At 68.4% G+C, this 22230-nt stretch carries 14 protein-coding genes and 1 CRISPR repeat array; of the genes, 6 read left to right on the forward strand and 8 right to left on the reverse strand.

The genetic code is table 11. The features are described 5' to 3' along the window. Positions 1-25 precede the first annotated feature (25 nt). Complete coding sequence (gene cas1c, locus HUW62_RS13805; RefSeq protein WP_163869946.1) at positions 26-1054, forward strand: type I-C CRISPR-associated endonuclease Cas1c; 1029 nt, start codon at positions 26-28, stop codon at positions 1052-1054. After that, positions 1054-1353, forward strand: coding sequence for a CRISPR-associated endonuclease Cas2 (cas2, locus tag HUW62_RS13810; protein ID WP_163869947.1), 300 nt, complete (start codon positions 1054-1056; stop codon positions 1351-1353). Before cas1c ends, cas2 begins: the two co-directional genes overlap by 1 nt. 204 nt (positions 1354-1557) lie before the next feature. Further along, a CRISPR array of direct repeats spans positions 1558-6266; the repeat unit is 37 nt; unit sequence GTCGCTCCTCGTGACCGCGAGGAGCGTGGGTTGAAAC. Positions 6267-6274: 8 nt separating this feature from the next. On the opposite strand, the gene HUW62_RS13815 is transcribed toward cas2, so the two are convergent. The 8 genes from HUW62_RS13815 to HUW62_RS13850 form a co-directional block, all read right to left on the reverse strand. Continuing rightward, positions 6275-6841, reverse strand: coding sequence for a DUF1629 domain-containing protein (locus HUW62_RS13815; RefSeq protein WP_176434723.1), 567 nt, complete (start codon positions 6839-6841; stop codon positions 6275-6277). A gap of 9 nt (positions 6842-6850) precedes the next feature. Continuing rightward, positions 6851-8200 (reverse strand): AHH domain-containing protein, encoded by a 1350-nt coding sequence (locus tag HUW62_RS13820; protein WP_176434712.1) that lies wholly within the window; start codon positions 8198-8200, stop codon positions 6851-6853. 137 nt (positions 8201-8337) lie between these two features. Continuing rightward, positions 8338-9024 carry a YqiA/YcfP family alpha/beta fold hydrolase gene (locus HUW62_RS13825; RefSeq protein ID WP_163869950.1) on the reverse strand — a complete coding sequence of 229 codons (687 nt, stop codon included), beginning with the start codon at positions 9022-9024 and terminating at the stop codon, positions 8338-8340. A gap of 101 nt (positions 9025-9125) precedes the next feature. Further along, positions 9126-9476: a calmodulin gene (locus tag HUW62_RS13830; RefSeq protein WP_176434713.1), complete on the reverse strand. Its 351-nt coding sequence runs from the start codon at positions 9474-9476 to the stop codon at positions 9126-9128. A 142-nt stretch (positions 9477-9618) separates the two neighbouring features. Next, positions 9619-10899, reverse strand: coding sequence for a reverse transcriptase family protein (locus tag HUW62_RS13835; protein WP_176434714.1), 1281 nt, complete (start codon positions 10897-10899; stop codon positions 9619-9621). 165 nt (positions 10900-11064) lie between these two features. After that, a complete protein-coding gene (locus tag HUW62_RS13840; RefSeq protein WP_176434715.1) occupies positions 11065-12711 on the reverse strand; it encodes an SWIM zinc finger family protein in 1647 nt (548 codons plus the stop codon). Then, positions 12708-14654, reverse strand: coding sequence for a gliding motility protein (locus tag HUW62_RS13845; protein WP_176434716.1), 1947 nt, complete (start codon positions 14652-14654; stop codon positions 12708-12710). Before HUW62_RS13845 ends, HUW62_RS13840 begins: the two co-directional genes overlap by 4 nt. Before the next feature lie 61 nt (positions 14655-14715). Continuing rightward, positions 14716-15309: a porin family protein gene (locus tag HUW62_RS13850; RefSeq protein WP_163869955.1), complete on the reverse strand. Its 594-nt coding sequence runs from the start codon at positions 15307-15309 to the stop codon at positions 14716-14718. 221 nt (positions 15310-15530) lie between these two features. Here HUW62_RS13850 and HUW62_RS13855 point away from each other — a divergent pair, with 221 nt between their 5' ends. From HUW62_RS13855 to HUW62_RS13870, 4 genes are all read left to right on the forward strand, one after another. Then, a complete protein-coding gene (locus tag HUW62_RS13855) occupies positions 15531-16712 on the forward strand; it encodes an AAA family ATPase (protein ID WP_163869956.1) in 1182 nt (393 codons plus the stop codon). Positions 16713-16797: 85 nt separating this feature from the next. Further along, a complete protein-coding gene (locus HUW62_RS13860; protein ID WP_176434717.1) occupies positions 16798-17268 on the forward strand; it encodes a hypothetical protein in 471 nt (156 codons plus the stop codon). Continuing rightward, entirely contained in the window at positions 17265-19178 is a 1914-nt protein-coding gene (locus HUW62_RS13865) for a hypothetical protein (RefSeq protein ID WP_176434718.1), read from the forward strand. Before HUW62_RS13860 ends, HUW62_RS13865 begins: the two co-directional genes overlap by 4 nt. Beyond that, positions 19175-22222 (forward strand): bpX6 domain-containing protein, encoded by a 3048-nt coding sequence (locus HUW62_RS13870; RefSeq protein WP_176434719.1) that lies wholly within the window; start codon positions 19175-19177, stop codon positions 22220-22222. Before HUW62_RS13865 ends, HUW62_RS13870 begins: the two co-directional genes overlap by 4 nt. The last annotated feature ends 8 nt before the right edge of the window (positions 22223-22230 follow it).

A 22230-nucleotide genomic window follows, 5' to 3' on the forward strand; every position in this document is an offset into this window, starting at 1 on the left:
GACGTGTCACTGGAGGAGGACTGGCATGACGACCGCGCTCAATACGCTGTTCATCACCGTGGAGGGCACCCGCCTGAACAAGGAGGGCGAGCGCGTGGTGGTGACGATTCAGGACGAGAAGAAGGCGGAGGTGCCATTGCGTCATCTGCGCTCGGTGGTGTGTCTGGCGCGTGCGTGGATGACGCCGGAGCTCCTGGAGAGCTGCGTGGAGGCGGGGATTCACGTGTCGTTCTTCGGGATGACGGGGCGATTCCTGGCGCGAGTCGAGGGGCTGCCTGGCGGCAACGTGCTGCTGCGGCGTACGCAGTTCCGCGCCGCGGATGACGGGGCTCGTACGCTGGCCATCGCTCGGGCGATGGTCGTGGGGAAGTTGGGGAATGCTCGCCAGTTCCTCTTGCATGCGCGGCGGGACGCGGCGGAGGAGCGCAAGGCGTCGCTGGAGGAGGCGGCTCGGCGACTGTCTGGTCATCTTCGCGCGCTGGAGCGGGCGGATGACCTGGACCAGGTGCGAGGGCTGGAGGGCATCGCGGCGCGGGACTACTTCGAGGTGTTCCCTGATTTGTTGAAGGGTGATGCTCGGCGGTTCGTGTTCGATGGTCGGAACCGGCGGCCTCCGAGGGACCCGCTGAATGCGCTGCTGTCCTTCGGGTATGCCCTGCTGGCGCAGGACTGCGCGGGGGCGCTGGCGGGCGTGGGGCTGGACCCGGCGGTGGGGTTCCTCCATGAGGACCGGCCTGGGCGGCTGTCACTCGCGCTGGACTTGATGGAGGAGCTCCGCGCGCCCGTGGTGGACCGGTTGGTCTTCTCACTGGTGAACCGGGGGCAGCTCAAGCCGGAGGACTTCAAGACGGAGGCGGCGGGAGCGGTGATGCTCAAGGACGACGCGCGCAAGACGTTCCTCGTGGCGTACCAGGGCGCGAAGCAGGTCGAGGTCCAGCATGTGTTCCTGGGGCAGCAGACGAGTTGGGGGCTGGTTCCCCATCTGCAGGCGTTGCTGCTGGCTCGAGCGCTCCGGGGCGAGCTGGATGGCTATCCGCCCTTCGCGGTGCGCTGATGCGAAAGGTCACTGTGCTCGTGTGTTACGACGTCCGGGTCTCCGATGCGGACGGGCCACGCCGGCTCCGGCGGATTGCTCGGGCGTGCAAGGACCATGGGGTCCGGGTGCAGTATTCGGTCTTCGAGTGTGTGCTGGAGCCGAAGGACTGGGTGGTCTTGCGCGCACGGCTGCTCGCGGAGCTGGATGATGCGAGCGACAGTCTGCGGTTCTATTTCCTGAGCGAGGATGTGGCTCGGAAGACGGAGCACCATGGCGCGAGGGTGCCGTTGGATGTGGAGGGACCGCTCATCCTGTGAGGGGCTCGCGTGCCCGGATTGGGGCGCGCGGACCTGTGCCGGTGTGGGCTCCGTCGGAGGTTCGCGTTCTTTGAAATCTCCAATAGGATTCAGAGGTTGCGCGGGGGGGCTCGGTGAGCGCCGGGTTTGGGGTCGCTCGTGGGGAGTTGGGTTCGCGCGAAGCGGCTGGATTCCCTTGGAGTTCTGGTAGCTTGGACGGGCAGAGTCGCTCCTCGTGACCGCGAGGAGCGTGGGTTGAAACAACGATCATCAGCGTGTAGTGGTGCATGTGCGTAGTCGCTCCTCGTGACCGCGAGGAGCGTGGGTTGAAACACGAGTGGGACGCGCCGACGGGCCCACTGGGCGGTCGCTCCTCGTGACCGCGAGGAGCGTGGGTTGAAACGCCATCATCGCCACGCCAAGCACTCGGCTGGTGTCGTCGCTCCTCGTGACCGCGAGGAGCGTGGGTTGAAACGTAGTGGTGCTGGCCGTGCTGCTCGTGCTGGGCGGTCGCTCCTCGTGACCGCGAGGAGCGTGGGTTGAAACGAAAACGTGCGGCGCTCCGACGTGGCGCGGCAGAGTCGCTCCTCGTGACCGCGAGGAGCGTGGGTTGAAACTACAGCGACGGCAGCCAAGTCTACTCCGTGGGCTCGTCGCTCCTCGTGACCGCGAGGAGCGTGGGTTGAAACTGCCTAGTTAGGACAAGGGCCGTATTCACCTCGGTCGCTCCTCGTGACCGCGAGGAGCGTGGGTTGAAACATCAAGCGGAACACAGAGGGAACCCCGCAGGCCAGTCGCTCCTCGTGACCGCGAGGAGCGTGGGTTGAAACGTCGCAGCCGCCTGCGCCGTCCCCACTGCCGTCTGTCGCTCCTCGTGACCGCGAGGAGCGTGGGTTGAAACTCGAACTGCTCAGCGAACGTGCGCATCTTCCGTCGTCGCTCCTCGTGACCGCGAGGAGCGTGGGTTGAAACGACGCGTGGCGCATGGAATTCGGCGCGTGGGCGCTGTCGCTCCTCGTGACCGCGAGGAGCGTGGGTTGAAACCGCCGCTGGGACGCGGCCACTGGCCACCTCAACGTCGCTCCTCGTGACCGCGAGGAGCGTGGGTTGAAACTGCGCGGCGGTGATGAGGTATCGACGGCCGGTGAGTCGCTCCTCGTGACCGCGAGGAGCGTGGGTTGAAACTGCCTGCCGGAGCACTCCAGCAGGCCGTCGGGGCGTCGCTCCTCGTGACCGCGAGGAGCGTGGGTTGAAACTGCCGTGCGAGACGAAGGACCATGGGCGCGCCAGGTCGCTCCTCGTGACCGCGAGGAGCGTGGGTTGAAACGCTCGGGACACGGAGCAGACGCTCATCGCCCGGGTCGCTCCTCGTGACCGCGAGGAGCGTGGGTTGAAACAAGGACACGCCGTCCGGCTGGGCGCAGCGCTGGGTCGCTCCTCGTGACCGCGAGGAGCGTGGGTTGAAACCCGCAGTCCCATTGAGGTCCGCATGGCGTGTCAGTCGCTCCTCGTGACCGCGAGGAGCGTGGGTTGAAACCTCTCGCGCCTGGCGCGCTCCTCCTCGGCGGTGGGTCGCTCCTCGTGACCGCGAGGAGCGTGGGTTGAAACGATGCATTGGCGCGCGGGGACGTCAACGAGCCCCAGTCGCTCCTCGTGACCGCGAGGAGCGTGGGTTGAAACCGAACATGGTGACTCCGCGGGTGACTGGGTGAGGTCGCTCCTCGTGACCGCGAGGAGCGTGGGTTGAAACCATTGGTGGGAGCCACGTTGTCGTCTGCACCAAGTCGCTCCTCGTGACCGCGAGGAGCGTGGGTTGAAACGAGGAAATCTGGCTGGTGCGCAACCGGCTGGAGGTCGCTCCTCGTGACCGCGAGGAGCGTGGGTTGAAACACCGTTTTGACGCTCGCCCACCCGTCAGGGGCCGAGTCGCTCCTCGTGACCGCGAGGAGCGTGGGTTGAAACCGCCGAGACGCCTTGCAGCGAGCGCACCGAACCGTCGCTCCTCGTGACCGCGAGGAGCGTGGGTTGAAACTGGAGGCCACCGAGCTCGTCCCTCGCGGCCCGGGTCGTCGCTCCTCGTGACCGCGAGGAGCGTGGGTTGAAACCGGATGTCTGTGAGCCCGAACCCATGGAAGGTGAGTCGCTCCTCGTGACCGCGAGGAGCGTGGGTTGAAACAGGCCGAGCTCCAGGCGGACCTGACGCGCACCCAGGTCGCTCCTCGTGACCGCGAGGAGCGTGGGTTGAAACGCGGGTCCCGAGCTTGCTACAGACGTAGTCGCTGTGTCGCTCCTCGTGACCGCGAGGAGCGTGGGTTGAAACGAATCGTGGGCGCGCGGACAGCAAGAGGCAGACGAGTCGCTCCTCGTGACCGCGAGGAGCGTGGGTTGAAACGCGTCCATGGACCAGAACATCCTGCTGCTCTGCCGGTCGCTCCTCGTGACCGCGAGGAGCGTGGGTTGAAACTCCACAAGCGCCCCAGGGCACGCCCCACCGAGGTCGCTCCTCGTGACCGCGAGGAGCGTGGGTTGAAACACCAGATCGCGCCCACCTGGAGCGGGAGTTGAAGTCGCTCCTCGTGACCGCGAGGAGCGTGGGTTGAAACTGGCTCGCCAACTTCAGCATCTGGAGGGCACGGTTGTCGCTCCTCGTGACCGCGAGGAGCGTGGGTTGAAACACGTCCAGCCCTGCCAGGAAGACGCCGTTCTCGTCGCTCCTCGTGACCGCGAGGAGCGTGGGTTGAAACCAGCTCGCGGAGTCGAATCGTGAGACTGTCGTAGTGGTCGCTCCTCGTGACCGCGAGGAGCGTGGGTTGAAACGGCGGCGTGCCGTTGGAGCAGGTGGTGGTCCAGTCGCTCCACGTGACCGCGAGGAGCGTGGGTTGAAACGGGTTCCCGGCAGGGTCCCTGTCGTTGGCGTCCGTCGTCGCTCCTCGTGACCGCGAGGATCGTGGGTTGAAACAGCAATGCGACGCAGTTGGGGCGACGGTGGCTCAGTCGCTCCTCGTGACCGCGAGGAGCGTGGGTTGAAACTCTTCGTCCGTGTAGAAGAGGTAGTGCCCGGCCGGTCGCTCCTCGTGACCGCGAGGAGCGTGGGTTGAAACCAGATTCTCACGAAGCAGCGCCAACGCACCCGCAGTCGCTCCTCGTGACCGCGAGGAGCGTGGGTTGAAACGCTGGCGCGGTGGCGTTGCCCAACGTGGGCATGGTCGCTCCTCGTGACCGCGAGGAGCGTGGGTTGAAACCGGAACGGGACCATCGTCATCAACGTCGACTCTTGTCGCTCCTCGTGACCGCGAGGAGCGTGGGTTGAAACGCGGTGAAGAACACGTACTTCAGCAGGTTCCGCAGTCGCTCCTCGTGACCGCGAGGAGCGTGGGTTGAAACCGATTCAGATTAGTGGGCCCCAGTAGTCGTCAGGGTCGCTCCTCGTGACCGCGAGGAGCGTGGGTTGAAACCACGTGTTCCCGCGCCGCCAGCGAAGCGCTCCGGTCGCTCCTCGTGACCGCGAGGAGCGTGGGTTGAAACTACGCGGCCCTCCGGGACTGCTACATCGTGTACGGTTGCTCCTCGTGACCGCGAGGAGCGTGGGTTGAAACACGGAGGACGACCACTCGGGCCTCGTCAAGTCGCTGGTCGCTCCTCGTGACCGCGAGGAGCGTGGGTTGAAACTCTTTGGCCGTCGCGATGGTCTGGCGGTACTGCGTCGCTCCTCGTGACCGCGAGGAGCGTGGGTTGAAATCAGCGCGTCAGCACCGGCAGGAGCGCGTCGAGCAGTCGCTCCTCGTGACTGCGAGGAGCGTGGGTTGAAATTTCACAGCGCTGTCAGCCGTCAAGTCGCGCAGGTCGCTCCTCGTGACCGCGAGGAGCGTGGGTTGAAATGCCAACAACCGGACCACGGAGCTCTGGGTCGGACGCGTCGCTCCCCGTGGCCGCGAGGAGCGTGGGTTGAAACGTGGCGTCCAAATCGCCACGGAGGGCCAGACGCAGGTCGCTCCTCGTGACCGCGAGGAGCGTGGGTTGAAACGTGGCGCTCCAGCAGAGGAGCTTTCCCGCCGCGAGGTCGCTCCGCGTGACCGCGAGGAGCGTGGGTTGAAACCACGAACGTCAAGGCCGCGTCGGGAGTCATTGGTCGCTCCGCGTGACCGCGAGGAGCGTGGGTTGAAACTACCGTCAGAAGCCCGGGTACGTGCGCGACCTGGAGTCGCTCCGCGTGACCGCGAGGAGCGTGGGTTGAAACGGCAGTCGGAATGCCGCCCCCAAGTGGTACGAGGTCGCTCCTCGTGACCGCGAGGAGCGTGGGTTGAAACTCGCCGCCCATGGGGGCCGGGACGCTGACGTCGTCGCTCCTCGTGACCGCGAGGAGCGTGGGTTGAAACCGCCACCAGGTGCTGCACGTCGCGCTAACGGACGTCGCTCCTCGTGACTGCGAGGAGCGTGGGTTGAAACCAGGAGCTTGATCGAGCCGGAGCCGGTCGAGTCGCTCCTCGTGACTGCGAGGAGCGTGGGTCGAAACAAGGGATTCGCGTCCGACGCGCAGTCGAGACGGCGTCGCTCGTCGTGACCGCAAGGAGCGTGGGTTGAAACTGCGATCAGGGCGGCAGCCACCTCTGGGTGGTGCGTCGCTCCTCGTGACCGCGAGGAGCGTGGGTTGAAACCAGAAGCTTGATCGAGCCGGAGCCGGTCGAGTCGCTCCTCGTGACAGTGAGAAGCGTGGGTTGAAACGAGCACGCCTCTTACCTGCTGCGTAAGTACAACGGTCGCTCCTTGTGACCGCGAGGAGCGTGGGTTGAAACGCGTTGGTGCCCGCCTCCGTGCCGCGTTGGCGCAGTCTCTCCTCGTGACCGCGAGGAGCGTGAATTGAAACTGGCTGGCCTCAAAGTCCGCCGACAGGAGTCGCGTTGCTCCTCGTGACCGCGAGGATCGTGAGGAGTCTTCGCGCAAGCTACACCCGGGTGAACGTCAGGCCTGTAGCCTTGGCCCGCTCCAGGGCCTCCTTGATGTCCTCGTGGATGATGAGGGCGAGCGGCCAGCCCGCCGTGCGGAACGTCCTGGCCTCTCCCACTTTCGTCGGGTCGATGTGCAGGTCGTCGACGGCGTAGTACTGCCCGACCTTCTCCGGCAGGCCGTCTTCCGGCATCCAGAACTGCACCGCGGACGCTTTCTCGTCGATGCAGTGGATGAGCTTTGTTGCCACCAGGATGAGGTACTGGTCCGCGTGACCTTGGATGTCCACGGGAATGAGCTGTACGTCGCCAGGGGCCAGCGCCGTGAAGATCTCCGCGACCTTGATGTGGACGATGGGAACGCTGAGCGCCGTCAAGGTGAAGTCCAGCGGCTTCCCTGCATGCTGAATGGGTACCTTCAGTCGCCCTTCAACAGGAACCGGGTGCCCTGCGTTGAAATCTCGCGGGTCGTCCACCTCGCGCCCATGACGGTCCGTAGGGTCATCGAGATGCCAACGGCCTGGAGCATGGACATCCTCCTTCAACCTGAAGAAGCGCTGGGACATGGCGGGCATCTAGGGCAATGAACTCTTGGTGAGAAGCTGGTTCAGTCGTGTTCCTGGCGTGCGGACCTCCACCGCCAGTCTATTGAGGGCCCTCGTCAGGACTTCCCTGCACTCCGAAACCTTACGGCAATGGAGGGTCGCGCCGTAGAGGCGTTCGTGGACCAGGTCGTGGTACTCCTGGGGATGCGGCCCTTTGTGACCTTGGAGGGACACGATGTTCTCCACGTCATCCAGCTCCATCCCCGCCTTCCGGAAGATCTTCTCGAACTTGGGTGTCCAGGGGCCACCACGTGCCTTGGAGACACTATTCTTGTTCGTGGCGAGGTGATGATTCTCCGTGGGACCGTCACTCATTCCCCGGGCCGCCATCGCCACCGCGTTGGGGGCCAGCGCGATGGTGAATCCTTCGGCCGTCAGCGCCACGGACCGCACGCCGCCAATCGCCACGAAGCGGTAGCCCGCCTGTGTCTCTACAGCGAGTGCCGCTTGCGCGGAGCCCGGCAGTCCCGATGCTTTCGCAGTCAGGCCGAGGGTGCCCCCAATGGCCGCCGTTGCCAGCATGACGAAGATGCGCGCGGCGTTCTCTCCCAGGACTTCCCCATACGCTTCACCAGCCTCACTGAGCTGAGCGAAGTTGGTGGCACGATCTACCTGGCGCACCAGTGAGATCCAACCATTGAGAATCCGCCACACCGTATCCACACCCAGGTAGGCGATTGCCGAAGCCGTCAGCAGGGACGCCAATCCCTTCGAGAAAGGTTCGGGCAGCGTCCAAAGGAGCATGTACATGCTGACAGAGGCGGTCACCGTCGCGAGGAGCGCCTGTGGGTCGGCCATGTCCTCCAACGCTTCGGCCGTCTCCTCCCACACGGAGCTCATTGCGATGGCCATGGCCAGCGAGTACTTGCCATCACTGGCGAGCAGAGGGCCTTCGGCAAGCAGATGCAGGCAGTCGCCTGGTTGGTCTTTGCGTGCGCACCATTTGCCATAGGATTGTGTCAGCTCCTCATCCGCATAGGACTCCAGGAGCCGCAGACCCTCAGATGAATCATCCTCCTTCAGCGGGATGAGACGTGGGCCTCTGCTCTCGTACTGATACACCGCGCTTCTCTCAGGAACCCCGAAGAGCTGGCGGGCTTCGCGAAGGGGATTGGTGAAGACCCGCACATCACGAGCGAGTACCGCCACCGCTTCTTCGAATTCGTCGCCGTCAAGCTCCACGGGCCCTGCATCATCTTCAATGATGGGAGTGTGCACGAGAGTCGGCTCGTTCGCTGTCTCCAGTCGTACCACTCGTGCCGCGGAGCAGCCCACGCTGGCAAGTGCCAGGAACAACCAGACGACCCAACGGGCCTTCATCCGCGTCCTCCAGTTCAGGGGGTACCCTCGACGGCCGAACTCAGGATGCCAGCATCGGCTGACACGTCACGGTTCGAAGTTCTCTGGGGGGCGCAGTGAGGACTCGGCTCGATGTCCCTGGATTGAGTCCCTGTCTCTCACGCCCCCCAGGGACGCAGGAACTCTTCCGACTCCGCGAGGATTCGCGGGAGGGACGCGGTCAGCTCGTGACCGTCATCCACCTCCACCATCCGTACATTCCTTCGCCCCTCCACCCACTGGCGCGAGTAACGGATGTCGCAGGTGTCGTCCTTCGTCCCGTGGATCAACAGCGTCGGCACTCGCACGTCCGGCCAGCCTCCCGTGCGCGCGTCCACCGTCTCCGCATCGTCGATGAACCCCGCGTGGATGCGCACCTTGCGCTTCTCCGCGAAGTCGTCCGTCTCAATCCAACCCGACGTCTTCCAGTGCCCCCACGCAGCCTCACCCATCCGCTTGCGCAACTGCGACACCACGTGGAACGCCGGGGCCAGCAAGACCAGCCCGCACACCCTCGCGTCCTCCGCCGCGATTCTCGCCGCCGTCAGGCCTCCCAGGCTGGAGCCGAAGAGCACTGCCCGGTCCTCCTTCTCTCCCAGCGCCGCTCGCACCGTCTCCAGCATCGCGCTCAACCGGAGCTGCTCCATCGAGGGGACTCGCAGGTTCAGCCTCGCGACGTGCACGCCTCTTGCCTCGAAGTGCCTTGCCACGGCCACTCCCTTGGCCGAGTCGGGCCCCGATGCGAACCCGTGCAGATACAGCCAGCGCGGCGCGACGGGCTTCGGGACGGATGGAAGGTCACTCATGACCATCCACTGTAGCGCCTGGCCCTCATCCTCTCGGGGCCTCACCCTCGGAACGCGTTAGCCGCGCTCAACCGAGGCATGAGGCCCGTCGAGGCCCTTCGCTACTTCACTTCGCGCGTGAGCCTGGAGTCCCACGGGCACCAGTGGCTGCCCGGCAGGAAGGCGCCTCCCGCCTCGTCCAGGTGGTCCTCCACGTACACCATGTTCGCGTCGCAGACCTCGATGGCCATCGAGAAGAACTGGATGGTCGCCGGGTCCAGATGGAACGAGAACTTCGGATTGTACGGCTGCATCCTCTTGATGATTCGCCCATGCACGTGGACCTCGTTCGTCTCCTGGCCGGAGAGAATCTTCCGTGCATGGTTGATCGTCTTGTCGTCCGTCAACTCGATGATGAACTCGGTCCCAGGTGAGCTCGGCTGCGTGAATGCGAAGCGGGTGGCGGTCGCCATGGCGCAACTCCTGTGAGGGTGGGGCGCCCGGTGTAAAGGGTCACCTCCTCACGCCACAACGCACCCGCGCTCCCCGCAGTGGAAAACCCCTCAATGTCTTGTGCGGGGTTGTGAAATCACACACATCAATCCGTCCAGCGACTCACCCACCCCGAGGCTTGCGGTGCCTCGCGAGGCGAGACGCGTGCTCGGGATTCAACATCCCCACATACGCCAACATCCCGTCGATGCGCGCGCTCCGCTTCGCATCCCCACCGTCCCGGTCCTCCTGGTGAATCATCGCCCGCAGCTTCCGCCGCTCCTCTCGCGACAACCCCAGCCCCTCGTTCACCGTGACGCCCGTCACTCGCTGCCGCCCACCCTTGCGCTGCACGCGCGTCTTCTCGGCATTCACCTCGAAGCCTTCTTCCCGCACGTACCTCGCGGCCAGCGCTCGCACCTTCTCCAGCGCCCCCACGTCATCCCCGGAGAACGTCAAATCATCCGCGTAGCGCGTATACGCATAGCCATACCGCCGCCCCAGCCCCGCCAACCTCCGGTCCAGCCGCGTCAGCACCGCATTGCACAGCCCCGGACTCGTTGGCGCGCCCTGCACGCAGACTCGCGGACCCACCGGGACGTGAAACACCGTCCCCTCCACGTCCACCCGCTGACGCTCCGCCTCCGTCATCAACACCGCCAGCGTCGCCGCCACCGGATAGCCATACCCGAAGGCCAACAACAGCCCTCGCACCCTGCTCACCGTGACGGATGGGAAGAAGTCCTTCAGGTCCAGCTTCAACACCACTCGCTTGCCCACGTGCGGCGCCGCTCCCGTCTTGATGGAGCGCCCCGTCACGAAGCCGTGTGCCTGCTCGCTCACCGGGAGCTTCGACACCAGCACGTCCAACAGTCGGCGCTGTATCGCCTTCAGCTTCCGCTTCGGTGCATGCAACAGCCGCTGGCCTCCGGAGCGCTTCGGCACGGTGAACGTCACGTAGTGCGACACCCGCTCCTGCGCCCGGTGCGTCGAATAGTGCCGCAGTTGTCCCACCGACAAGCCCAGCGCAGTGGCCACGTCCTCCTCCGTGCGCCACACGGGCAGCCCGTACCGCGCGAGCTGTGCCTCGTCCGGGAGCAAGTCGCGCACGTTCCGATTCCGCGTCCGGAACGCCGTGGAGAAGAAACGCCGCGCCTCAAGCGCGCTGAAGAGCCGCTTCCGCTTCTTCGTGTAGACCCGCTTGCCCTTGGGCAGCAGCCGCGCGTCTCTCAGAATCTGGCGCAGGTGGCCGGGCTTCAGCGGTCCCGAGGTGGCCACCGTCTCGCGCACCACGTCGGGTGGACGGTCGCTCGCGTCGCGCTCGAACGGCGCATCCAACCGTGAGACATCGCGAGTCACCGGCTTGGGGGAGAACAACCCCTTGAACCAATCGAGCCAGCTCATGGTGCTCCGGGAGGGGCCAGGGGACGACCTGCGAGGCGCTGGACCCGGGGCTCCCTGCGTTCCGTACGCAGGGACCCTGGAGAAGAGAAGGAGACAGAACACCGCCGCGGCGAAACACCACGGCACCGACGGCTCATCCGCGAGCCCAGGCCCTTCCCGAGAGCATCACCGGTTATCGTCATCGCCGCCGTCCTCGTCAAGCGCCTCGGTGTCGTCCGCGTCGGTGTCATCGTCCGTGTCGGCGTTCCTCGGCCTCCGCGCCGCCGCTTCCGCCGCGCTCACCGTCAGCGCCTCGGCAGATGCCGGCACCGAGCTCGCCAGCTCCTTGCGCCGCGCCTTCGCCAATCGCAGCAACGCCAGCAGGTGCGCGCACGGCCCCTGATTCATCAGGTGCTCACGGAAGTACTCACAGCCGCACTTGCCGAAGAGCAGCCGGTCCTCGTCGTTCAACACCAGCTCCACGTCCTGCTGGGTCCCCACGTGCCCGTGCACCACCCAGTCGCGGTAGACCACCTCGCGCACCACCGCGCCCTCGGGTGTCGGCAGCTTGCGCACCTTGCGTGTCTCTCGCGTCGTCTCCGACGTCACCTTCACTGCGTCCGCCGCCGCCAGGCGCTCCGCCTCCTCGCGCCTCGCATCCGGCGGATACAGCCGGCCCAGGTCCACCGGCGCGGTGAACAGTTCGCGGTGCCGCCAGCTCCGCGCCTCCACGTCGAAGATCGCCCGCCCCGCCGCGCACAGCCCCGCCAGCGCCCCCGCGGCTCGTGCCTTGCTTACGCCCAACGCCTGCGCGACCTCCTCCGTGGACACGTGGACGCGCTCGCGCAACAACCCGAGCACCCGCTCCATCAGCTCGCTGTCCTGCTCGGGCTCCAGCAACAGGTCCATCCCCGCCGTGCCCGTCCACCGGTTCGCCGTCCATCCCGACAGCCCGAGCACGAAGCGCACGCCCGGCCCCAGGTGCACCGCGTAGAAGTGCGGCAGCGCCCGGCCCTTCAGGTAGATGTCCACCTTGTCCGCGTACGGCAGCAACGGCTCCAGCAACCGCAGTCGTCTCCGGCCCCACGTGCGCACCGTGCGCGGCTCCGTGGCGCCATGGGTCGCTCCTCGCAGCGGCACCTCGTGCTCCCACGGCTCCAGCACCAGCTTCGCGTCATGGCCCGGCGTGAGCACGTAGCGCAGCGCTCGCGGGGACACCTTCGCCTTGGTGAAGGTGAGGTGGCGCACCGCCGAGAGCAGGTCCACCGGCCGCACCGTCAGCTTCGTGCCCGGCATCGCCATGCCGCCCTGGAGCTGGAGGAAGCCTCGCACCCACTCGTCCGGCACCTCCACCTTCTGCTCGAAGCGTCCTCCCGAGCCCTTCGTGCGGACCTCGAAGCCCTCCGCCCCCACTCGCAGGTGCGTCTCCCGGCTGGAGCGCATCTCCGCCAGCGCCGCCCACAGCCACGCCGTGAAGTCCACGTTGGTGGTGCCGCAGCGCACCTCGCCCTCGGGCTCGAAGCGGCTCCGGTCCACGATGACCATTCCGTACGAACTCTGGTCCTGACTGAACGCCTCGAAGAAGACCCGGTCCGGATGCACCGTGATGATGGGGTCCATCAATCCCCCCATCCACTCCGAGCTCCACTCGTCCGACTGCCAGATGAGCTGCCCCAACGCCTGGAGCGCCAGTCGTATCGGCAGCACGTCCTTCGCCACCTTCGCGTGGAAGCGCACCGGGCGATGCTGGTCCGCCGACAAGCCCAGCAACGCACGCTCCCGCGTGGACTCGAAGACCGACGGCGTCGCGTAGAGGAGGTCGACCACCGTCATGGCGCGGCCTCCTTCGTGGTCGCGGAGAAGACTCGGGGAACCTCCGACGGGCCTCGCAGCTCGGGCCAGCGCGTGAGCACCTTCGCCAGCAGCTCCACCAGGGCCTCCTTCGGATAGCGCTTGTCCGGCAGCGCGAAGGCTTCACGCATCCGGGGCAACAGCACCCTCGCGGTGTCCTCGTGATTCAGCGCGGCGTTGGCCAGCGCTCCGAAGGCCGCGAGCCGCGTGCGCCGGTGCAGGGGCCTCAACAGCGTGGCCTGGAGCAGGTCCAGGTTGAGTATCGCCAGCGCACTCGCGCGCGCCGAGTCCCGCCCCAAGAGTCGGAACGCGAGCGCCTGCACGTGAATCTGCGGCGCCTCCAGCAAGTCCCTCACCGCCAGCGGGTCCGCCAGGTAGAAGTCATCCGAGCGCTGGAAGAACAGCCGCGCGAGCCGGTTCCGCGACAACAACCCGTCGAAATCCCAGATGGAGAACGCGGGCACCGCCCCCAGGGCGTTGGCGGCCCGACGCGCGAACACGCCGCCTTCCTTCGGCAGCTCCTCGTAGTGCGTCGCCAGCGCCTCCAACACCCGCGTCCACTCCTTCTGTCGCTTGTTCGCGCCATGCTCGGGCACGGGCTGCGTGGCGGCTCGGCTCGCGATGAAATCCAGCAGCTCCTCGTCGCGCCGCTCCAACACTCGCGCCACCAGCTCCGGGTACGCCGCGTGCCAGCCGGAGGCCACGTGCATCCGGAAGGGGCCGCGCACCAGCTCCGGGAAGCGCTCGTACATCGCCACCGCCGTCGCGTCCGTCAGCGGCAACACCCTCGCGAAGCCGAGCCCTGGCAGGTTCCATTCGGCCCCCGCCCCCGCCACCTGGAGGAGCCGACGCCGCGCCACCTGCTCGTCCCGGTCCGCGTCCTTCACCAGCTTGCGCACCTCGGTGTCGAATGTCTCCTCCGTCGCGGAGGTGCGCAGCGCCGCGCTCCACACGTCCTCCCAGCCGCGCACCCGGCACAGCTCCAGCAACTCCGGCAGCGCCTTCGCGTTCTTCGCCCCGTTGATGCTCCCCAGGCCCGCCCAGCGCGGGAACACCGAGCGCAGGTGCTCCAGGACATAGGGCACCACGTCGCGCCCGCGCCGCTCCACCAACTCCACGAAGACGTGGGCTGCCACGGTGGGGGCGAACTCCGGATGATGCTCGTCCAGCGCGCGCACCAGCGCCTCCGGCTCCTGGATGGACTGGGTGAGCGCCAGCGCGTCCTCGCGCCAGGCCTCATCGGACACCAGCCGGCGATACACCGTCCACGCCTGCTCCATGTCTCCCCTGGCGAAGAGGCGCTCCCGGTAGGTGCTCCACATCGGCATCGGCTTCTTCGGCCGGGACCAGGTGGTCCCCGGGAAGGGCAGGTGCTGACGGATGAAAGGGCGCGCCGCCTCCGGGTCCACCGCGTCCAGCGCGAGCGCTGTCGCCTCATCCAGCCGGAGGTGGAGCTGCTCCACCTTGCTCAACTCGAGGTGCCGGGCGCTCCGCATCTTCGCGCCCCGGAAGCGCCGCGCGACGTCCTCGCGCCACACCGGCTCCTGCTTCTTGCCCAGCCCCTGCAGCTTCCAGCTGTACAGCTTGCGGAACACGGCCACATCGTCGGCGCGGTCCGCATCGTTCAGCCACGTCTCCAGCGCGGCGGTGTACTCGCTCTTCCACGGGTCGAAGAGCTTCCCGCTCGTGGTGACGTTGGCCGGCATCAGCCAGGAGAGGATGAGCGGACGGAAGAGGACCCGGTCCCTCGCGTTCAGCGCCGGTCCCCACAGCCAGGGGAAGCTCCGGAAGCGTGGCCTCTGGGCCAGCGACTCCAGCTCCGCGCGCAGCTCCAGGTCCGACTGTCTTCGCGCGAAGGCGCTCTGGATGGCGGCTTCCATCTCCCGCGCTTCGCGTCGTGCTCGCTGCTCCCAGCTCTCGCTCACCCCCGGTTTTCTACACCGGCCGAGACACGCGGCGCATCAGTCGAGTGCGCTCGCGGGTGTCTCAGAAGCGCAGCACCGGGCCCACAATCACCGACTGAATCAGCTTGGCGCACTCGTCCACTGAGTCCCGTGTGAGCTTCACGTCGCAGAACTGGAAGGCCGTGGCGGCGGAGATGCCCCAGCGCTGGCTGAACCAGGCATCCACTCCCACGCGGAACGCCATGCTCGTGGTGTCCACGTTCTCCCGCAGGAAGTTGCCGAACTCGTCCGGCGTGAAGGTGCTGCCCCAGCTCTTCGACAGCCGCGCGCCCACCCAGGGGGTGATGGGCTTGTCCCGGAAGAAACGCAGCCGCGCCTCGATTCCGACGGCCTTGTAGTCCAACTGGGTGCGCTCCAACCGGTCCTCCCTCGCCGCGTCTCGCAGCTCCGTGCCCCACGTCTCCGAGACTTCGGCCAGGAGGCCCAGGGACAACCCCGGCGGGGACTCCACGCCCAGGTAGGCATGCAGCGCCGGCCCCTTCGCGCGGAAGTCACTCAGGTGGTCCAGGGAGATGCCCGCGCCCAGCGAGGCATAGCCATTCCAGCCGTCCGCCACCGCCTGGGTGCCCACGCCCAGCACGCCCACCACCGCCACCCACTTCGACACCGTTTTCATGGCCGGCAGTCTATGTCCGACCCGCGCCCGGAGCATGAAGTGGGATGCCATGTCATGAAGCAAACCGCCCTCCGTCACGCAAGGGTCGTCCCGTTTTCGCACCCACCCCCATCGCCAGGCAGGCGTCCCGGCACCGCGAGGCCGGTGGACGTCCGCTGGTGTTCCTTCGTGGGGGGTGGGTGCGCTTCGCGCCGGTGGAGTCCGGCGGTTAGGCTTCGTCCATGTCCGTCACCTTTGAAGCCGCGGCCAGCGCCGTCCGCGACGCCCTCTCCGACGCGGGGCGGGGACTCGTCGAGCGCGAGGCCATGGTGGAGCTCATCGCGCTGTCCGCCGTCGCAGGGGAGCACCTGCTGGTCATTGGCCCCCCCGGTACCGCGAAGAGCGAGGCCGTCCGCCGCACCGCTCGCGCGCTGGGCGGCTCGTATTTCGAGTACCTCCTGGGCCGCTTCACCGAGCCCTCCGAGCTGTTCGGCCCCGTGGACCTGCGCAAGCTGCGCGAGGGGCTGGTGGAGACGGAGACCACGGGCATGCTGCCCGAGGCGGATATCGCCTTCCTCGACGAGGTCTTCCTCGGCTCCACCGCCATCCTGAACACGCTGCTGGGCCTGCTCAACGAGCGGACGTTCCGCCGGGGCCACACGCGCATGCACTGCCCGCTGCGCGTCTGCGTGGGCGCGGCCAATGCACTGCCGGAGGACGAGTCGCTCGCCGCCTTCGCGGACCGCTTCCTGGCGCGCATCTTCGTCGAGCCCGTGCCGGACCCGCGACTGGAGGACCTGCTCGCGGGCGGGGCCTCGCTGTGGGGCGACGGTTCGGGACGCCGTGCCTCGCTGGAGGCGCTGGATGTGCTCGCGCAGGCGGCGCGCGAGGCGGACCTGGCGCCCGTGCGTCCGCATCTGGCCCACGCGCTGCGCTCCCTTCGCGGGGCGGGGCTCGCGCTGTCGGACCGGCGCGCGGTGAAGGTGCAGCGTCTGGTGGCCGCGGCGGCCGTGCTCGCGGGACGCTCGGTGCCGAGCACCGCGGACCTGTGGCCGCTCGTGTACGCGGTGCCGACGAAGGAAGGACAGGCGCTCGCGCGGGATGTGCTGCGGGAGCTGCTCGCGGCGACGGAGAACCCGGCCCTCTCGGCGGCGGCGCTGGAGGCCAGCGCGGGGCCGTGGGCTCGGGCGCAGCGAATCGCCCAGGCCGGGCAGGTGCTGCTCGCCGAGCGGCCCAGTGACACCGACGCCGAGGCCTTCTCCGCGTGGCACCTCAAGCTGGAGGGCGTGGCGCGGGAGATGGATGCCAGCTTCGCTCCCGAGTTCCTCACCGAGGACCTGAAGGTCCTGCGCGCCGGGCTCACGGAGGCGCTCGCGCTCGTGTCTCCGGTGTCGCTGGAGGCTCGCGGCGCCGGGCTCTCTTGACCGGAGATGTCGTGGCGGCGTGGTCCGCGTCGACGACGTGAGGGACAGGTCTTCAAGACGTGCGAGAGGGCGGTGGAGTGGAGTCATGAGCAGTGAAAGTCAGGGGGCCCTGTCGGTTCGCTGGGGACCGCGCGCGGAGCCGATGGAGCCGCTCGCCGTCGTCGGCGTGGGAGAGGTGGCGCGCGTGCTCGCGCGACGGGCTCTTCAGGAGGACGACGCGAGGCTGGGCGCGTGGCGCGGTGTCGCGGGGCAGGGCGTCCTCGTGCTGTTGGGCGCAGCGGAGTCCCTGCCTTGGGTGGATGGTGTCCTGTACCTGGGCCGCGACAGCACCGCGCCGTCACTGCTGCTGCCCTGTGCGCTCGCGCCTGACGTGGTGGCCTCGTTGCTGGAGCGTGCGTTGCTTGCGCTGGTGGGGAACACCGCGACGCCGCTCGCCGTGCTTCCAGGCCCGCTTCAGCTCGTCCCGGTGGCCTCGGCTCGGCCGGTGCATCGCGCCACGCTCGTCGCGTGGCTCGCTGGCGAGGAAGCCGTCGCGGGAAGGGACGGGGCGTCTTGAGCTCGCTGCCTCCCGCGCTGCGCCCGTGGGCGGAGTCGCTCGCGCTGTTCCCCGAGGAGCTGGCCGTGCACCTGGGGCCGTTCGTGGCCCGGCTGTCCGCGGCGATGGGGACGTTGCGGCCGCGTGGAGAGACAGAGGGTGGCGAGCCCCAGGGCTATGACGGAATCACTCGCCGGGGCTCCTTCGACCGGCTGCTCGTCAGTGAATGGCTGTGGGCCCTGGAAGCTCCGGACGAGCTGGTGCGTCGCGCCGCTTACGGTGAGCTGTCCTTCCTCAAGCCCGCCTTCCGCCAGCCCCAGGGTGCGCGCCGCATCGTCGTCCTGCTGGACGCGGGGCCCGACCAGCTCGGCAACCCCCGCATCGCGCACCTCGCGCTGCTCATCGTCATGGCCCGCCGTGCCCAGGCAGCCGGAGCCTCCTTCGCGTGGGGCGTGCTTCAGGCCTCGCCCGAGCGCGGCACCTATTCCGAGGTGACTCCCAGCGTGCTGCTCACCTGGCTCGCCGCGCGCGACGTGGAGCCTCCCGCCGCCGAGCGACTCGCCGCATGGCATGCGGCTTTGTCCCTGGGGGACGCTCCGGAAGAGACGTGGCTGGTGGGGAGTGCTCGCCTCGCGCGGCTGCCCGGTGCTCAGTCGATGTCCCGCATCGAGGTGACGGAGGTGCTGGTCCCCGAGGAGCGCAAGCTCACCGTGGACGTGCGTCCCGCCTCCCGTCCGGTGCGTTCAATCGTGCTGGACCTGCCGCCTCCAGACGACAGCATCCGTCTGCTGAGGGACCCGTTCCAGAGTCGCGTCGCGAAGCCCGTGTCGATGGCCGGACGTCCGAAGGCCAGCTCGTTCCACTTCTCGGCGGACGGCTTCCGGCTCGTGATGTTCCACTCCGACGGCGGCGTGTCCGCGATGGCGATTCCCGACTCGGTCAGCTCCACCGCACCTCGGCCTCGACGCATGAAGCTCCAGCCCGGTCATCTGATGCTGGCCGCGGGGTGGCGCTCGAATGGTGGACTGCTCGCGTTGATGGAGCGGGCGGACCGCTATGTCCTCCACGGCACGCTCAAGTCCCAGCCTCCCCGGGCCGACGCGAGTGAGCGGCGCCCGGTGACCGAGCGGTGGACGCCGGGCCACGCGTCGGAGCGCCCCGCCGCGCATTCAGGCCTCGGCCGGCTGTTCTCGTGGAGGGACCGCGATGGAGAGTCGGTCCTGCTGCTGACGCGGACCGGAGAACTCTTCCTCGTCTATCTGGTCAAGGCCGAGCACAAGGTCGAGTTGATGGCGCTGGACAACTCGGTGACGGCGATGGCTCGGATTCACGGCAAGCTCGTCTACGTCCGGAGTGGCCCCAGCGTCCCCGTGGGCACGGGGTTGCGGGGCTTGTATCCCGTGTCTCCGAATCCGCCCAATGTCTGCAAGCCTGTCTACATCGCGCCCTCGGAGGGGCCGCCCTCGCCCGCGCGGACGACGCTCCATGTCGTGGGGCCGGACGCGTCGACGAGCACGGTGCTGGAGGCACGAGGGGGCGAGGCCTTCTTCGGTCACGCGGTCGGAGTCAAGGTGCCTGGGGACTCGGGGTTGCTCGCGATGAGTCACGGGCCGAGAGTGTGGCGACTGTTTCTAGAGGGCTCCGTCCAGGACATCATGGTGCCTCCAGGCTTCTTCGTGGTCGGCGTGGGCTGCTGGCACGGCGCTCCGGGGCAGGCCGGGTTGGTGGTGCTGGGACCGGATGAGCGCACCTTGTCGTGGTTCGGCGCGAAGGAGCACCACGTGCTCACTCGGGCCTCGGCTCCGGTGGTGCACGCGGAGACCAGCCACGCCACGTCGCTGCTCGGCTTGCTCACGCAGACCGGGGAGATGGTGTTGCTGGACCTTCGTGACGGACAGGTGCGCTATCGCGCGACGGCGGAGGGCTCTTGAGGAACTTCGCGCACGCGAGGACCGCGCCGCGCCAGCACGTGCACCGGGGCACGGTGAATGCCTCGGCGTTCTGGTTCGACCCGGAGCTGCTCGGCGAGCAGGTGGCTCGGCGTCGGGTGATGGCGCTGTGGGCGCCGGGCATGTCCGTGCTGTTCGTGGCGGGGGGATATCTGCTGCGGTCTCCGCGCGTGCAGCGCGTCTCGACGGCGTCGAGCCCGGGGCTGCCCCTCACGCTGGAAGGCGGTGTGCTCACCTCCGCGCCGCTGACCGCGTCGGAGTGGGGACGGTTGGGCGCGGCGAGGGATTCGCTCGTGCTCGTGCGCGCGGGCCACGCCCAGGTGCATTCGCTGTCGGGCGCGCGCGTCGTGGACCTGTCCTCGTGGTTCGACGTGTCCGAGTGGACGGTGCTGCCCACGAAGGGGTTGGGGGCGCCACCACCACCCGTGGCTTCCGCCGTCGAGCCCATGGCACCCGTCACCCGCGCCTTCTTTGGTGGCTCCATTCCAGAGCCGTCGCGAGAAGCACGTGTGGTGATGGCGCGGATGGAGGGGCGCGCTCCTCCGCCCGAGGTCGTGGTGGCCAGGCGTCCGGGATTGCTCGCGCGGCTGCGCTCCGCCTGGAGGAGGTCGTCCGCCGGGGGCTCGGGTCCTCGTGGTGATGTCGTGGGTGCGCGCGCCGGGATGTTGTCGCGACTGCGCGCCCTGTGGGGAGCATCGTCGAAAGTGTCGAGCGGGGCGACGTCGGGAAGCGAGGGCCCTGGAATCGTCGGCAGGTGGCTCGGACTCCTCGCGGCATGGCTGGGCAGTGCGTCCTCCACGGCGGGCGCGCTGCCCTCGGGGGACGGCAAGGGCACCTCCACTTCTGGCGCGCGGCGCAATGCCCTGACTCCGAGGACGCCATCTCTGTTGAGCCGTCTGTGGGCGGTGTTTCGTTCTCGCTCGGGGACGCAGCGGGCCCCCGGAAGCGGAGCGGGAGTTCGCCCCACATCGCCCCAGCCCTCGGGTCCTCCGCCGGGCCCCGGGCCGCTGTCGCGCCTGTCCCAATGGCTGGTGCGCAACACGCCCCTGGGGGACCTTCTCGGGCGCCGCAAGGCGGAGTACCTGCGCCGCCTCTTCGAGATGTTCGAGGGCGGCGACCTTCACGAAGCGCTGCGCCATGCCATCCCCCTGGGTGGGAACCTGACCGCCAACACCCGCGAGGCGCTCGGCCTGCCGGGGCCGAGAGAGGAACTCAAGCTCCAGCTCGGACCGCGCGGTCCGGCCTCGACCTTCGCTGGAGGCGACGCGCTCTTCGAGGCACTCCGCCAGCGCTACCGCGCCGCCTTGCAGCGCTTCGAGCGCGAGGGTCGCATCGACGAGGCCGCGTTCATCCTCTCCGAACTGCTCGGCGCTCACGAGGAGGCCGTCGCCTTCCTGGAGCGGCACGGGCGCTTCAAGCTCGCGGCCGAACTGGCCGAAGGACGTGGTCTGCCACCCGGGCTGGTGGTGCGTCAGTGGTTCCTCGCGAAGGACTTTCGGCGCGCCATCGATATCGCCCGGCGCCACAACTGCTTCGCGGACGCCGTGCTGCGCCTGGAGCGCACGCACCCCACCGAGGCGAACGCGCTGCGCCTCTCTTGGGGCCAGTCACGCGCCGACGCGGGAAACTGGGCCCAGGCCGTCCACGCCATCTGGCCGGTGCAGGAGGCTCGGCCCCAGGCGCGCGAGTGGCTGGAGCGCGGCGCGGAGGTGGGCGGCGTGAGTGGCGCGCGGCTCCTGGCGCTGTGGGTCGGCTCGATTCAGGGAGGGCTGGAAGCGGCGCGCCCTCGCGTGCTCGCGCTGCTGGACGATGACTCCTCGCAGGGCCCTTCGGAGCGGCTGGCCTTCGCCCAGGCCCTGCTGAAAGAGCCTGTGTCCGCGGCCCGCGCCGCCGTGCTCGTCCCCACCGCGCGCGCCCTCCTGCGGGACCGCTCCCTGGGCCGGGCCCACTTCCTCTTCGAGTTCATCCCCCAGCTCCTCCAAGGCCTGCCGGACGGCGCGCTGCGCGCGGACCTGCCCGCGCTGGTCCCTCCAGCCCAGTCCTCCTGGGTCCACGACACCCGGCGGACCCTGGTGATGGCGACGGCCTCACTCGCGGATGCGGGACCCTTCCCCATCCACGACGCGGTGGCGCTCCCCGGAGACCGGCTCCTGCTCGCGCTGGGCGAGGCGGGCGCCGTCCTCATGAGCGCCGAGGGCCGGAGGCTCGCGCACTTCGACGTGCCCGCCTTCTCCCTGGTCGCCTCGCTCCATGGAGACCGGGTGCTGGCTGTCGCCCCGCGCGGCGAGGTGCACCATGTGTCCCGGGTGGACGTGGTGCGGCGTCGGGCCACCACGTGGTGCGACGTGTCCATGAACGCGTGGGCCCCCACCTACGACGGCGAGGTGTGGTTCGTCGCGTCCAGGCACACGGTGATGATGCTGGATGCCCAGGCCCCCGAGCCGCGTGCCCTGTGGCGCGTGTCGGAGGTGCAGGGGCTCGTCGCCTGGCTGGCCGCGAGCGAGACGCACGTGTGCTTCGTCACCTCCGACGCGGAGCGCTGGGTCTACGAGCTGGGGAACGGTCCCACCCTGCGCGCGCGCGACTCGCTCATGCCCCGACGGGAAGGCGTCTCCGTCCTGCTCCTCTCCTGCGCCCTCACCGCCGATGGCGAGGTGCGCGCTTCCGTCCACTTCAGCGACCGCGAATACCCCCGCATCACCGACGCGGACTGGCTGTGGGTGAAGCCGCTGGGGTCCCGCCTCGCCACGGCGCTGCCCGCGGACCAGGAGTCCCTGGAGCGCGTGAAGGGCTTCCTCTCGGAGTCGTGGCGCGCGGAGCTGGTGTTCGTCAACGAGGTCTGGCGCGTCCGCCTGTTCGACGCGCGTGACATCCTCCGGGCGCGGTTCACCTTCACCACCGACGGGGATGAGCAGCTCCCACGCGTTCGGCTCACCTCCACCGCGCTGCTCGTGTTCGACCCCCGCGGCCGCCTGCTGTGGCTGGACCTGGAGCACGGCACGGTGCGCAACGGAGGGCCCTCGTGAGCCGCGTC

The organism is Myxococcus sp. AM011 (genome assembly GCF_013372595.1).
Classification (GTDB): Bacteria; Myxococcota; Myxococcia; order Myxococcales; family Myxococcaceae; genus Myxococcus; species Myxococcus eversor.